The following is a 13,656-nucleotide window of genomic DNA, read 5'->3' on the forward strand; positions in this document are numbered from 1 at the left end:
TCAACGGGAGCGGGTGGGTCGGCTGAGTGCTAAATCAAACGGCCCCGCGGGAGCGATCCTGCGGGGCGGTTTCGTATTCGTGGCAACCCGCTGCAATGTCGGGCATTGTTCAAGGCAGAGGAGATGATGCCATGGACGTGTCCACCACCCCGCTGCCCGAACGGATCGCCCGCGTGCTCGCCGGACAACGGATCAGCGCCAATGCCGGCGGCGACGCCGAGAGCGCTGGCGAACAGGTCGATCTGGCATGGCGCGACTATCTCGCCGATGCCCGCGCGGTGCTGCGGACGCTGCGCGAACCGGACCGCAAGATGGCGGCGGCGGGCGACCCGGCGGTGTGGGAGCGGATGGTGCTCGCCGCGATCGAGGAATCGAAGCCCGAGACGGTGGTTCTTTAAGCGAGACCGTCGCTGAGGTTCCGCTCCCGCCCTCACCCTATCACCGGCTGCGGCCAGCTCTGCCCTCTCCCGGCGGGAGAGGGAAAAGGCGCGTAGCGCCGAAGGGTGAGGGTGGGCGCGGAAAGCCCGCGATCAATCCTCGAACACCGGCGCCCGCTTCGCCATATTAGCGGCGACCGCCTCCATCATGTTGCGCTTGCCAATCACCTTCCTCTGCTCGTCGGTCTCGGCCGCCAGCATCTCGCGCGGGTCGGCGTCATGCGCCATGTTGAGCAGCCGCTTGGCGCCGCGGATCGCGTGCGGGCTGCGCCCGACGATCGTCCGCGCCAGCGCCAGCGCCTCGGCGAGCGGGTCCGCCGCCAGCCGCGTCACGAAGCCATGCGCCAGCGCTTCCTCCGCGCCGAATTCGCGCGCGGTATAGACCAGCTCGCGCAGCACGTCGTCGCGCACCAGCCCGCGCCAGATCGGAAAACCCGCCATATCGGGCACCAGCCCCCAATGCGTCTCGCGGATCGCGAAGCGCGTGTCGGGCGCGGCGATACGGATATCGGCACCCGACATGATCTGGAAGCCGCCACCGAAGGCGACGCCATGCACCGCGGCGATCACCGGCATCGGCAATTGCCGCCAGCCCCAGGTGACGTGCTGCGGCAGGATGGCCCCTTGCGCGTTGCGCTCGCCCGACACACCCGAGCCGCCCTGTGCCATGCTCGCCATGTCGAGCCCGGCGCAAAAGCCCCTGCCCTCGCCCGACAGCACGACGCAGCGCACGTCGCGTCGCTCGGCGAGCGCATCGATCGCCGCGCCGATCGCGGCGAACATCGCCGGGTCGATCGCGTTCATCTTGTCGGCGCGGGCGAGCCGCACGTCGGCGATTCCGTCGGCGACGTTGAGGGTGACACGGTCGTTCATGGCTCTCTCTCCGTTGGCCCGCCACGCTACCGCCACCCCGTGCGTTGCGCTACCGCCGATGGCGTGTAGAGACGGGGGATGAGCGGCTTCAATATCGACGCCTTCATGGCGCACCGGTTCGGCGGCCATGCCGGGGCGCTGGGCATCGTCTATCATGGTCGCGGCGACGGCTGGGTCGAGCTGGCCCTCCCTTATACAGACGCGCTGATCGGCGATCCCGACAGCGGCGTGCTCGCGTCGGGGCCGATCATCGCGTTGATGGACATGGCGACGAGCATCGCGGTGTGGGTCGCGCGCGACCGGTTCGCCCCGCAGGCTACGCTCGACCTGCGTGTCGACTATCTGCGCCCGGCGGTGCCGGGGCGGACGGTGATCGGCCGCGGTGAATGCCTGCGGCTGACCCGCTCGATCGCCTTCGTGCGCGGCATCGCCTATGACGAGACGCCCGAGGATCCGCTCGCGCACGTCGCGGGCACGTTCATGCTGATGGATGCGAGCGCATGACGCCGCCGACCGGATTGCCGCCTTATGCCGAATTGCTCGGCATCTCGCTGACCCCGCGCGACGGCGCGGCGCCGACGCTGGTGCTGCCGTTCCGCGATGCGGTGCTCGGGCGGCCTGGGTTCCTGCACGGCGGCGCGATCGCGGGATTGCTCGAAGTGGCGGCGATCGTCTCGCTACGGCATGCGCTGGCGGAGGAAGGCGGCGGCCGGATCAAACCGGTCAACGTCACCGTCGACTTCATGCGCGGCGGCCGCGACAAGCCGACGCACGCCGAGGGGATCGTGACCCGGCTCGGCACGCGCATCGCCAACGTCGAGGCGGTGGCGTGGCAGGACGACCGCGCCAAACCGATCGCCAGCGCGCGGATGAACTATCTGATCGTGCGGGACTGATCCAAGCCGCCCGTCACCCTACCCCTTCGCCATCCCGGCTTTCACCAGGATGACGAAGGGATCAAGGGCGCGCGTCTACCCCCGCGCCACGCGCTCAGCCTCGGCGACCTGCTCGGGCGTGGGCGTGACGCCGGTGTAGAGCACGAATTGCTCGAGCGCCTGTAGCGTGCCGATCGCGGCGCCGGTGATCACCCGCTTGCCGGCGTCGCGCGCGGCGCGCAGCAGCGGCGTGTCGGGCGGCAGCGCGACCGCGTCGAGCACCAGTTCCGCCGCGGCGATCGTGTCGCGGTCGAACGCCAGCGCGTCCGCATCCGCGCCTTCCATGCCGAGCGGCGTGACGTTGGCGATCAGGCCGGCGGTGCGGCCGCCCACCTCGGCCGCCCACTCCCAGCCGACCGACGCGGCGAGCGCGCGCCCCGACCGCTCGTTGCGCGCGACGATCGTGCCGCGGGTCAGGCCGGCGTCGCGCAAAGCGGTCGCCACCGCCTTGCCCATCCCGCCCGAACCGCGCAGCATCGCCGTCGTGCCCGCCGCCACGCCGGCCTGTTCGACCAACGTGCGCACCGCCGAATAATCGGTGTTGTGGCCGGTCAGCCGGCCGTCGTCGTTGACGATCGTGTTGACGCTGTCGATCGCCGCGGCCGAGCCCTCCAGCCCGTCGAGCAGCGGGATTACCGCCTCCTTGAACGGCATCGAGATCGCGCAGCCGCGGATGCCCAGCGCGCGGATGCCACCGATCGCGGCGGGCAGGTCCGTGGTGGTAAACGCCTTGTAGACGTAGTCGAGCCCAAGCAGCTCGTAGAGCCGGTTGTGGAAGCGCGTGCCAAAATTGCTCGGCCGCGCTGACAGCGACATGCACAGCCGCGTGTCGCGGCCGATGAGGGGTTTGGTCATGATCGTTCCTTCTCAATTCCTCCCTCGCTTTAGCGGGGGAGGGGGACCGCCCGCGTCAGCGGGTGGTGGAGGGGGGCGTTTCCGCATACGGCATGTCTACCGTATCCTCCCCCTCCGTCACGGCTTCGCCGTGCCACCTCCCCCTGGCGGGGGAGGATTTATTTCGCCGTCAGCTTGATCAACCGCCCCGGCGACTTGCCGCCGTCCTCGATCAGCCAGATCGCCCCGTCCGGCCCCTGATCGACGTCACGGATACGCGCGCCCATCGGCCATTGGTCGCCTTTCCGCGCATTCTGCCCGTCGAGATCGACGCGGACCAAAGACTGCGACGACAGGCCGCCGATGAAGGCATCGCCCTGCCATTGCGGGAACATCTTGCCCGAATAGATCATCAGCCCGCCCGGCGAGATCACCGGATTCCACCACACCTTGGGCGGTTCGTAGCCGTCGCCCGGCGCGTGATCGGGAATGTCGCGGCCGTCGTAATGGCTGCCATTCGAGGCATTGGGCCAGCCGTAATTGCGGCCGGGCATGATGAGGTTGACCTCGTCGCCGCCCTTCGGCCCCATCTCCTGCTCCCACAACCGGCCCTCGCCGTCGAAGGCGAGCCCAAGCAAATTACGATGGCCATAGCTCCACACCTCGGGCGCGAAACCCTTCGCGACGAGCGGATTGCCCGGCGCCGGCTTGCCGTCGAGCGTCAGCCGCAGCACCTTGCCGAGCGTCGCCTGCGGGTCCTGCGCGGGGGTGAATTTCTGCCGCTCGCCGTTGGTGAAGAACAGCGACTGGCCGTCGGGGGCGAAGGCGATGCGCCCCGAATAATGGCCGTCGCCTTCGACGAACGGCCGCGCCTGGAACAAGGCTTCGATCTCGCCGAGCCGGTCACCGCCGCGGCCGTCGTCGCGCAGCCGGCCGCGCGCCAGCACCACGCCCTTGCCGCCCGCGCCCTTGGTCGAATAGCTGAAATAGATCCGCTTGCTCGCCGCGAAATCGGGCGCGGGGACGACGTCCATCAGCCCGCCCTGCCCCGCCGTATCGACGGGAAGCGTCGCGATCGTCTGGCGGCGCTTGCCGTCGGGCGACAGCAGGATCATCTGCCCCGCCTTCTCGGTCACCACGATCCGCTCGTCGGGCAGGAAGGCGAGCGCCCAGGGCGAGACGAAATCGGCGACCACCGTCTCGCGGAACGGCTTGGCGGAGGGCGGCGTCTCACCCGCCTGCGGGGCGCTGCCCTCGGTCGCGGGCGCGTTGCCCGAACAGGCGATGAGGGCGATCGGCAATGTGGCCAGCAGACTGAAGCGCATATGTTTCTCCCGGTTACCGCCGGCAAACGCGCAACCGCCGGCGATGGATGCTTGTGTCCGATCGCCGCAAAGCGTATATGACACCTGCCTTCTCTAACATCGTCAGGTGAAAGAGGCTGCGGAGGACCCCTTCCGCGGCGGCGGACACGCATATCTGGAGCCTGCATGGCGGACATCGCCCACCTCACGCAATTGATCGAAACGGAAGCCCGCGCGCTGGGTTTCGACCTCGTGCGCGTGAAGATGTTCGGCGGCAAGTCCGATCCCACGTTGCAGGTGATGGCCGAGCGGCCCGATACCGGCCAGCTGACGATCGACGATTGCGCCGACCTGTCGCGCCGCATCTCGGACGTGCTCGACGCGCTGGAAGCCGAGGGCAAGGACCCGATTTCGGACGCCTATCGGCTCGAAGTGTCGTCGCCCGGCATCGACCGGCCGCTCACCCGGCCGCAGGATTACGCCAGCTGGGCCGGCCATGAGGCAAAGATCACGCTGGTCGAGAAGATCGACAACCGCAAGATCCTGACCGGCGACCTCGTCGGCATTGACGGCGACAAGGTGACGATCGACGTGCGCGGCTATCAGCCGATGACGGTCGCGCTCGACCAGATCCACGACGCCAAGCTGACGATCACCGACCGCCTGCTCGCGGCCACCGCGCCGCTGTCGAGCGAAGGCGCCGACGAATTCGAAGAGATCGCCGACGACGCCGATCTCGACTCCAACGACAATCATGCCCTTAGCGAAGGACAGAAGTAAGATGGCCACCGTCGCCACCGCCAACCGCGCGGAACTGATCGCGATCGCCAATTCGGTCGCCACCGAGAAGATGATCGACAAGAGCATCGTCATCGAAGCGCTCGAGGAAGCGATCCAGCGCGCCGCCAAGACCCGTTACGGCATCGAGAACGACATCCGCGCGAAGCTCGACCCGAACACCGGCGACCTGCGCCTGTGGCGCGTCGTCGAGGTGGTCGAGGCGGTCGACGATTATTTCAAGCAGGTCGACGTCACCCAGGCGCAGAAGCTCCAGAAGGGCGCGGTCGTCGGCGACTATATCGTCGATCCGCTGCCGCCGATCGAATTCGGCCGCATCCAGGCGCAGGCCTCCAAGCAGATCATCTTCCAGAAGGTCCGCGACGCCGAGCGCGAGCGCCAGTATGAAGAGTTCAAGGATCGCCAGGGCGAGATCATCACCGGCGTCGTCAAGCGCGTCGAGTTCGGCCATGTCGTCGTCGACCTCGGCCGCGCCGAGGGCGTCATCCGCCGCGACCAGCAGATCCCGCGCGAAGTGGTGCGCGTCAACGACCGCATCCGCTCGCTGATCCTCAACGTCCGCCGCGAAAACCGCGGGCCGCAGATCTTCCTCAGCCGCGCGCACCCCGACTTCATGAAGAAGCTGTTCGCGCAGGAAGTGCCCGAGATCTACGACGGCATCATCACCATCCAGGCGGCTGCCCGTGATCCTGGGTCGCGCGCGAAAATCGGCGTCATCAGCCGCGACAGCAGCATCGATCCGGTCGGCGCCTGCGTCGGCATGAAGGGCAGCCGCGTCCAGGCCGTGGTTCAGGAGATGCAGGGCGAGAAGATCGACATCATCCCCTGGTCGCCCGATATCGCCACCTTCGTCGTCAACGCGTTGCAGCCCGCTTCGGTGAGCCGCGTCGTGATCGACGAGGAAGAGGAGCGGATCGAGGTCGTCGTTCCCGACGATCAGCTCAGTCTCGCGATCGGCCGCCGCGGCCAGAACGTGCGCCTCGCCAGCCAGCTCACCGGGAAGGCGATCGACATCCTCACCGAACAGGATGCCAGCGAGAAGCGCCAGAAGGAGTTCACCGAGCGGACCGAGATGTTCCAGAACGAACTGGACGTCGACGAGACGCTGGCGCAGCTGCTGGTCGCCGAAGGCTTCGGCGCGCTGGAAGAGGTCGCTTATGTCGAGCTCGACGAGATCGCCGGCATCGAGGGCTTCGACGAGGACCTCGGCCAGGAGCTGCAGAGCCGTGCGCAGGAAGCGCTCGACCGCCGCGAGGCCGCCAACCGCGAGGAGCGCACCGCGCTCGGCGTCGAGGATGCGCTGATCGACATGCCGTATCTGACCGAAGCGATGCTGGTCACGCTCGGCAAGGCGGGGATCAAGACGCTCGACGATCTCGCCGATCTCGCCACCGACGAACTGGTCGAGAAGAAGCGCGTCGAACCGCGCCGCCGCAACGAGGACGCCCCCAAGCGCCCCGAGCCGAAGGGCGGCATCCTCGCCGAATACGGCCTGAGCGACGAACAGGGCAACGAGATCATCATGGCCGCACGCCAGCATTGGTTCGCCGAGGACGAGGCACCGGCCGCGGCCGAGACCGCGCCCGAGACTGCCGAAGCGGGCGCGGATGCCAAGAGCGAGGCGGAGGAAGGCTGATGCCGTTCGTCTCGATCCGACTGGCGGGCAGCGCGACCCGCGACCAGAAAGCGGGGATCGTCGCCGACGTGACGGCTTCGCTGGTCACGCGGCTGGGCAAGAACCCGGCCGCGGTGCAGATCGTGATCGAGGAGGTCTCGACGGAGAATTACGGCGCCGGCGGCCAGCTGATCGCCGACCGCGACGCCGCCCCCGCGGCCACGGCGCCATCGAGGGAGGACGCACATGCGGTTCCCTCACAATGAGCCGCTAGCGCTCCAGCAGGTTCGCGAAGGGCGACGCGACTCGCGGGTAACCGCGGGGACGTGGCCGCTTGCGCGTTATCCCCACACCGAAGGGCTTGCCGCCCGGTGGGCCCCGGAACAAGTCCGGGGTGACGGGGTGTGTCGGGCTAATGGTGTGAACCCTATCTTCGCGGGGGGCGTCGCATGACCGATCCCGTTCGCAAGTGCATCCTGACGCAGGATCGCGACAATCGCGACAATCTCATCCGGCTGGCGATCGGTCCCGACGGGCAGGTGCTGCCCGACGTGCGCGCCAAGGCGCCGGGGCGCGGGGCGTGGATCGGCGTCACCCGCGGCGCGCTCGAAGAGGCGATCGCCAAGAAGAAGCTGCGTGGCGCGCTCGCGCGTGCCTTCAAGGGGGCCGAGCTCGTCATTCCCGACGATCTGCCCGCGCGGATCGCCGCGGCGCTCGAACGCAATGCGCTCGACCGGCTCGGGCTCGAATCGCGCTCGGGCACGCTGCTGACCGGGTCCGAGAAGATCGAGGCGGCGGCGCGCGCGGGGCAGCTTCATGCGCTCTATCATGCGGCGGATGCCGGCACTGACGGCAACCGCAAGCTCGACCAGGCGTGGCGGATCGGCTCGGACCGTGAAGGATCGCCGTTGAGGGGCTTGGTTTTGCCGATGCCCCGCCCCATATTGTCGTTGGCGCTGGGCCGCGAGAATGTGGTACACATCGGCTTGACCGACCGCGCTGCCGCCGCGCGGGTGAGCGATGCGCTCGACCGCTGGCTGCATTTTATCGGACCTGAAACCCCTCCCGTGTCTTGCGAAACGGCCTCGCAAGGCGCATCGGCGCCCGGACTTCCCCCTGTACTTCCGGGGGATGTATCCGACGGGCTGCGACCGGCCGTAGACGTGAACGAGGAATTTGAGTGAGCGACACCGACAACGATAAGCCGAAACTTGGCATGCGCGCGCCCTTGGGGCTGAAGCGCACGGTCGAGACCGGCCAGGTGAAGCAAAGCTTCAGCCACGGCCGGTCCAATACGGTGATCGTGGAAACGAAGAAGCGGCGCGTTCTCGGCCGTCCGGGTGAGGCACAGGCCGCACCCGAACCGCAGGTCGAGGCGCCCGTCGCCGCGCCTGCTCCGGCGCCAGCCCCCGCTCCCGTCCCGCGCCCGGCGCCGTCGAACGAGACGCCGCAGGAGCGCCAGGCCCGCATGCTGCGCGAAGCCGAGGACCAGCGCATGCACGCGCTGGAGGATGCGCGCCGTCGTGAGGAGGCCGCGCGTGCGCAGGCCGCGGAGGACGAGCGCACCCGCGCCGCCGGAAAGGCAGCCGCCGCGGCTGCCCCGGCTCCGGCGCCAGCCCCCGAGCCGACGCCGGAACCTGTTGCGGCACCGGCGCCCGTGCCGGCTGCACCGCAGGTCGCCGCGCCGGTCGTGCCGACCCCCGCCGGCCGTGGCTTCCGCCCGGTCGAGCGCGTCGTGCCGCCGGCCCCGGTCGAGGCGCCGGCTCCGGCCGCCGCACCGACGCCGGCCCCTGCCCCGACTCCGGCACCTGCTCCGATCGAGGCCGCTGCGCCCGCTCCGGCACCGGCCCCCACGCCCGCCCCGGCCGCTGCGCCGGCGCCCGCGCCGGTCGTCGGCTTCGGTCGCGATCCGTCGCTGCCCGCGCCGCGTCGCTTCTCGCCTGTCGCGCGTCCCGAAATCCCCAAGCCGCAGCCCAAGCCTGCGCCGGCCCCCGCGGCCGCGCCGGCGTCTGCCGCGACGACCGCGGCGGGCAATGCCGGTGGTGCCGGCGGCGCTGCCTCGCGCAATCTGCCTTCGGGTCAGGCGACGCCGCGCAACGCGCCGCCGAGCCGGCCGACCCAGCGTGATCGCAAGGGCGACGAGCGTCGCGGCGGCAAGCTGACCGTCAACCGCGCGCTCGGCGACGACGGCGCGCGTTCGCGCAGCCTCGCCGCGCTCAAGCGTGCGCGTGAAAAGGAGAAGCGTCACTTCGGCGGCCCGCGCGAACAGCAGGCCAAGCAGATCCGCGACGTCCAGGTGCCCGAGGCGATCACCGTTCAGGAACTCGCCAACCGTATGGCAGAAAAGGGCGCGGATTTGGTCAAGACGTTGTTCAAGATGGGCATGCCCGTTACGATGACGCAAACGATCGATCAGGACACTGCCGAGCTGCTGGTGACCGAATTCGGCCACAATATCGTCCGTGTCAGCGACAGCGACATCGACCTGGCGCTCGACACCGGCGAGGATTCGACCGAATCGCTCAAGCCGCGTCCGCCGGTGGTGACGATCATGGGTCACGTCGACCACGGCAAGACCAGCCTGCTCGACGCGCTGCGCGGCACCGACGTGGTGCGCGGCGAGGCCGGTGGCATCACGCAGCATATCGGCGCCTATCAGGTCACGCTGAAGGACAAGTCGAAGGTCACCTTCCTCGACACGCCGGGCCACGAGGCGTTCACGCAGATGCGTGCCCGCGGCGCCGATGTCACCGACATCGTGGTGCTGGTGGTGGCGGCCGACGACGGGCTGATGCCGCAGACGATCGAGGCGATCAACCACACCAAGGCGGCCGGCGTGCCGATGATCGTGGCGATCAATAAGATCGACAAATACGAGGCCAATGCCCAGCGCGTGCGCGAGCGTCTGCTCGAACATGAAGTGGTGGTCGAGGAAATGGGCGGCGACGTCCAGGACGTCGAGGTCTCCGCGCTCAAGAAGACCGGGCTCGACACGCTGATCGAGAAGATCCAGCTCCAGGCCGAACTGCTCGAACTGCGCGCCAACCCCGATCGTCCGGCCGAGGGCACGGTGATCGAGGCGAAGCTCGACAAGGGCCGCGGTCCGGTCGCGACGATCCTCGTCAACCGCGGCATCCTGCGGGTCGGCGACGTCTTCGTCATCGGCGCGGAGAGCGGCAAGGTCCGCGCGCTGATCGACGACAAGGGGCGCCAGGTGAAGGAGGCCGGCCCGGCGATGCCGGTCGAGGTGCTCGGCATGACCGGCGTACCGTCGGCGGGCGATCCGTTGCAGGTGGTCGAGAGCGAGGCGCGTGCCCGCGAGGTCGCCGAATATCGCCAGAGCGTGCTGACGCAGAAGCGCACGACGACGGCGCCGGCGAGCCTCGAGAGCATGTTCTCGGCGCTGAAGGCGAATGCCGCGATCGAATATCCTTTGGTGGTCAAGGCCGATACCCAAGGTACGGTCGAGGCGATCGTCGCGTCGATCAACAAGATCTCGACCGATCTCATCAAGGCGCGGGTGCTGCACTCGGGCGTCGGTGGCATCACCGAGAGCGACGTGACGCTGGCGGGTGCGAGCGGCGCGCCGATCATCGGCTTCAACGTCCGCGCCAACGCCAAGGCGCGCGAGATCGCCGAGCGGCAGAAGGTGGCGTTGAAATATTACGACGTCATCTACGACCTGATCGACGAGATCCGCGCCGGCATGGCGGGCGAGCTCGGGCCGGAAGCGTTCGAGACCGTGGTCGGCCGTGCGGAGATCCGCGACGTCTTCTCGGCGGGCAAGCACGGCAAGGCGGCCGGTCTGCTCGTGGTCGACGGCGTCATCCGCAAGGCGCTCAAGGCGCGCATCACGCGCAACGACGTCATCATCTATCAGGGTGAGATCGCGTCGCTGCGCCGCTTCAAGGACGATGTCGCCGAAGTGCGCGCCGGTCTGGAATGCGGTGTGACGTTCACGCAGAATTTCGTCGACATCAAGCCGGGCGACTTCCTCGAAACGTTCGAAGTCGAGATGCGCGAACGGACCCTCTGAACCGCCTCCCTCTCCTGATCGGGAGAGGGGGCGTTGCCGCAGGCAGCATCGGGCGAGGGGCCGCACGCCCTTCGCCCCCGCCCTCCCGCCCGCGAGGGGGACAAGAGACAGCATCATGAACAAAGATCCCCAGGATAAATCGGTCCGCGCCCTGCGCATCGGCGAGCAGGTGCGCCACGTGCTGTCGGAGATCCTCCAGCGCGGCGACGTCCACGACGAGACGCTGGCCAAGCACATGGTTTCGATCACAGAGGTGCGCATGTCCCCCGACCTGCGCCACGCGACGGTGTTCGTGAAGCCGCTGCTCGGCCGCGACGAGGACCAGGTGCTGAAGGCGCTGCGCACCAACACCGCCTATCTCCAGCGCGAGGTCGCGCATCGCATCCAGACGAAATATGCCGCCAAGCTCAAGTTCCTCGGCGACGAGAGCTTCGACGAAGGCAGCCACATCGACGCCTTGCTCCGCAAGCCCGAGGTGGCGCGCGATCTGGGCGATGCTGGCGAGGATTGACGCGCCTGCGCGAGGCCATCAGTCTTGCCTGATGACGCATGATGCGACGATTGACGAAAATGGCACCGTCACCATCCCTGCCGACATCATCCAAAGGATGGGCTGGCGGGCAGGCCAGATGTTCGAAATATCCGTCGTGGGTGATGAGATAACCCTCCCGCTATTCGGGCTAAGCCTGGTCACCACCAAGAGGCATGATGCGCCGTCTGACCACGATGTCCGTCGTTATCGGTGCTGCCCTGCTGTATTGGCCATCCGCCTCATCGGGGCAGATCGGTGCGCTCTCGACCGACTGCAAAGCTGGGGGCCCCCGGCGCGGCTTGGGCGTGTACCAGTTCGTCGCCACCTGTGCAGGCCGCGCTCCCTCCCCCGACGGTCGTCTCGCGATCGTCCAGCGGGCCTATCGCGACCGCCAGCCTCCTATCGAGTTGCAGGATGCCAACGGCAGGATCGTGGCACGCTTGGGCAATCTGTCCGACGACATGCCCTTTACCGTCATGTGGTCGCCCGATTCCCACTGGGTTGCGGTCAACCATCATGTTGGCTCGTTCATGGACGAGTTGAAGATCTTCGAGATCGTCGGTCGAACAATCATTGAACGACCACGCCTGACCAATGCGGCACGGCAGCAAGCGGTGCAACGGTTTCGATGCCTGTCGCCATCCTCGGTCTTGCCCAATGCCATCCGCTGGTCGAAGGACGGCCATCGGCTAGCGATGGTCACCATCAGTTCGCAAGATGCGTGCAGCGAGACCGCCAAACGCGGCGACTGGCGGCCATTGTGGATGATCGGCGACGTGCGGACCGGGCGGATCGACCCCGCGTCGGTTCGCGTCGACAAGGCTGATGGCCCTTTGCGGGAACCACGTGATCCGCTGTATCGCGGCTTCTGATGGCCAAGCTCTATTTCTACTACGCCTCGATGAACGCGGGCAAGTCGACCAACCTCTTGCAGGCGGACTTCAACTATCGCGAGCGGGGCATGAACACGATGCTGTTCACCGCGGCGGTGGACGATCGCTTCGCAGCGGGGACGATCACCAGCCGGATCGGGCTGGAGGCGCCGGCGACGCCGTTCGATGCGACCACCGATCTTGCCGCCTGCGTCGCCGAGCGGCAGGCGCGCGAGCCGCTCGCCTGCGTGCTGGTCGACGAGGCGCAATTCCTCTCCGCGGGGCAGGTCGCGCAGGTGGCGCGGATTTGCGATGTCTTCAACGTGCCGGTGCTGGCTTACGGGTTGCGCACCGATTTCCAGGGGCGGTTGTTCGAGGGGTCGGCGCGGTTGCTCGCGATCGCCGACGCGCTCATCGAGATCAAATCGGTGTGCGTGTGCGGGCGCAAGGCGATCATGAACCTGCGCGTCGACGCGCAAGGCCGCGCAATCGCCGAGGGCGCGCAGACCGAGATCGGCGGCAATGACCGCTATGTCGCTCTATGCCGGCGACATTTCAGCGAGGCTTTGGGGTCCTAGCCGCCGTCCTCACCCTTCCCACCGCCTGCGGCGGCGGGCCCCTTCCCTCTCCCGCCGGGAGAGGGAGAGACGGCGTTGCCGGCGATGGGTGAGGATGAGCGCGCCGCACACTGGCGCACCGCCCTGCCCCACGCCATATCGCGCGCATGAACCCCGAGCATATCGTCTATCGCACCGCCGTCTGGATCATCCCGCTGGTGATCGCGATCGTCTTCCACGAGGTCGCGCACGGCTGGATGGCGAAATGGCTCGGCGATCCCACTGCGCAGGAGCAGCGGCGGCTGAGCTTCAATCCGATCCGTCACGTCGACCCGGTCGGGACGGTGATCCTGCCGCTCGGCCTCGCCATCGCCGGTGCGCCGGTGTTCGGCTGGGCCAAGCCGGTGCCGGTGATCGCGCAGCGGCTGCGCAACCCGCGCTGGGGGATGGTCGCGGTCGCGCTGGCCGGGCCGGGGATGAACCTCGCGCTCGCGACGCTGACCGCGATCGCGATCGGCATCATCGGCGCGACCGCGGGCGGCGCGGCGCCGGCCGGCGTCGCCGCCTTCGTGCTCGCCAATCTGGTCAATTTCCTGCTCGTCAACGTCTTCCTCGCTATCTTCAACCTGCTGCCGATGCCGCCGTTCGATGGCGGCCACGTCGTCGAGGGGCTGCTGCCGCGGCCGCTCGCCGCGCAATATGCCAAGATCGGGCGGTTCGGCTTCCTGCTGCTGATCCTCGTGCTGGTCGTGCTGCCGATGGTGTTTCCGGGCGCCGATCTGGTCGGGCGCGTCGTCGGGCCGCCCGCGCAGGCGGTGATCGGCTGGTTCCTGGCCTTGGCGACCGCAATCGCCTAACGGCCG

The 13,656-nt window shown here is 68.3% G+C and carries 15 protein-coding genes and 1 pseudogene; 13 read left to right on the forward strand and 3 right to left on the reverse strand.

Features of this window, described 5'->3' with window-relative positions:
- Positions 1-131: 131 nt before the first annotated feature.
- Positions 132-398: a hypothetical protein gene (locus ACLBWH_RS09925; RefSeq protein WP_038663103.1), complete on the forward strand. Its 267-nt coding sequence runs from the start codon at positions 132-134 to the stop codon at positions 396-398.
- A gap of 132 nt (positions 399-530) precedes the next feature.
- On the opposite strand, the gene ACLBWH_RS09930 is transcribed toward ACLBWH_RS09925, so the two are convergent.
- Positions 531-1,310: a crotonase/enoyl-CoA hydratase family protein gene (locus ACLBWH_RS09930; RefSeq protein WP_447798539.1), complete on the reverse strand. Its 780-nt coding sequence runs from the start codon at positions 1,308-1,310 to the stop codon at positions 531-533.
- A gap of 78 nt (positions 1,311-1,388) precedes the next feature.
- Between ACLBWH_RS09930 and ACLBWH_RS09935 the strand changes: the two genes are divergently transcribed.
- Together ACLBWH_RS09935 and ACLBWH_RS09940 are read left to right on the forward strand one after the other, a co-directional pair.
- Positions 1,389-1,814: a PaaI family thioesterase gene (locus tag ACLBWH_RS09935; RefSeq protein ID WP_447798540.1), complete on the forward strand. Its 426-nt coding sequence runs from the start codon at positions 1,389-1,391 to the stop codon at positions 1,812-1,814.
- The gene (locus ACLBWH_RS09940) at positions 1,811-2,206 is read left to right on the forward strand and encodes a PaaI family thioesterase (protein ID WP_447798541.1); all 396 of its coding nucleotides are present in this window, start codon (positions 1,811-1,813) and stop codon (positions 2,204-2,206) included. The genes ACLBWH_RS09935 and ACLBWH_RS09940 overlap by 4 nt, the downstream gene beginning before the upstream one ends.
- 75 nt (positions 2,207-2,281) lie before the next feature.
- On the opposite strand, the gene ACLBWH_RS09945 is transcribed toward ACLBWH_RS09940, so the two are convergent.
- Positions 2,282-3,100 carry a shikimate 5-dehydrogenase gene (locus ACLBWH_RS09945; protein ID WP_447798543.1) on the reverse strand — a complete coding sequence of 273 codons (819 nt, stop codon included), beginning with the start codon at positions 3,098-3,100 and terminating at the stop codon, positions 2,282-2,284.
- Positions 3,101-3,258: 158 nt separating this feature from the next.
- On the reverse strand, positions 3,259-4,404 hold the full coding sequence (locus ACLBWH_RS09950; protein WP_447798545.1) for a PQQ-dependent sugar dehydrogenase: 1,146 nt from the start codon (positions 4,402-4,404) through the stop codon (positions 3,259-3,261).
- 165 nt (positions 4,405-4,569) lie between these two features.
- Here ACLBWH_RS09950 and rimP point away from each other — a divergent pair, with 165 nt between their 5' ends.
- From rimP to ACLBWH_RS10000, 10 genes and pseudogenes are all read left to right on the forward strand, one after another.
- Positions 4,570-5,163 carry a ribosome maturation protein RimP gene (gene rimP, locus ACLBWH_RS09955; RefSeq protein WP_447798547.1) on the forward strand — a complete coding sequence of 198 codons (594 nt, stop codon included), beginning with the start codon at positions 4,570-4,572 and terminating at the stop codon, positions 5,161-5,163.
- Position 5,164: 1 nt separating this feature from the next.
- The gene (nusA, locus tag ACLBWH_RS09960; RefSeq protein ID WP_447798549.1) at positions 5,165-6,817 is read left to right on the forward strand and encodes a transcription termination factor NusA; all 1,653 of its coding nucleotides are present in this window, start codon (positions 5,165-5,167) and stop codon (positions 6,815-6,817) included.
- Complete coding sequence (locus tag ACLBWH_RS09965; RefSeq protein WP_322850060.1) at positions 6,817-7,062, forward strand: tautomerase family protein; 246 nt, start codon at positions 6,817-6,819, stop codon at positions 7,060-7,062. Before nusA ends, ACLBWH_RS09965 begins: the two co-directional genes overlap by 1 nt.
- 183 nt (positions 7,063-7,245) lie before the next feature.
- Complete coding sequence (locus tag ACLBWH_RS09970; protein ID WP_447798551.1) at positions 7,246-7,980, forward strand: DUF448 domain-containing protein; 735 nt, start codon at positions 7,246-7,248, stop codon at positions 7,978-7,980.
- Positions 7,977-10,832, forward strand: a complete 2,856-nt coding sequence (gene infB / locus ACLBWH_RS09975) for a translation initiation factor IF-2 (RefSeq protein ID WP_447798552.1) — start codon at positions 7,977-7,979, stop codon at positions 10,830-10,832. The genes ACLBWH_RS09970 and infB overlap by 4 nt, the downstream gene beginning before the upstream one ends.
- Before the next feature lie 115 nt (positions 10,833-10,947).
- Positions 10,948-11,343, forward strand: coding sequence for a 30S ribosome-binding factor RbfA (gene rbfA / locus ACLBWH_RS09980; protein WP_322850063.1), 396 nt, complete (start codon positions 10,948-10,950; stop codon positions 11,341-11,343).
- Between the two features lie 31 nt (positions 11,344-11,374).
- Positions 11,375-11,488: pseudogene (locus ACLBWH_RS09985) on the forward strand (AbrB/MazE/SpoVT family DNA-binding domain-containing protein); the annotation flags it as partial.
- A gap of 52 nt (positions 11,489-11,540) precedes the next feature.
- On the forward strand, positions 11,541-12,236 hold the full coding sequence (locus ACLBWH_RS09990; RefSeq protein ID WP_447798555.1) for a hypothetical protein: 696 nt from the start codon (positions 11,541-11,543) through the stop codon (positions 12,234-12,236).
- Entirely contained in the window at positions 12,236-12,814 is a 579-nt protein-coding gene (locus ACLBWH_RS09995; RefSeq protein WP_322850066.1) for a thymidine kinase, read from the forward strand. Before ACLBWH_RS09990 ends, ACLBWH_RS09995 begins: the two co-directional genes overlap by 1 nt.
- A 146-nt stretch (positions 12,815-12,960) precedes the next feature.
- Entirely contained in the window at positions 12,961-13,650 is a 690-nt protein-coding gene (locus ACLBWH_RS10000) for a site-2 protease family protein (RefSeq protein WP_322850067.1), read from the forward strand.
- Positions 13,651-13,656: the final 6 nt, after the last annotated feature.

It is taken from the genome of Sphingomonas sp. M6A6_1c (assembly GCF_053345135.1).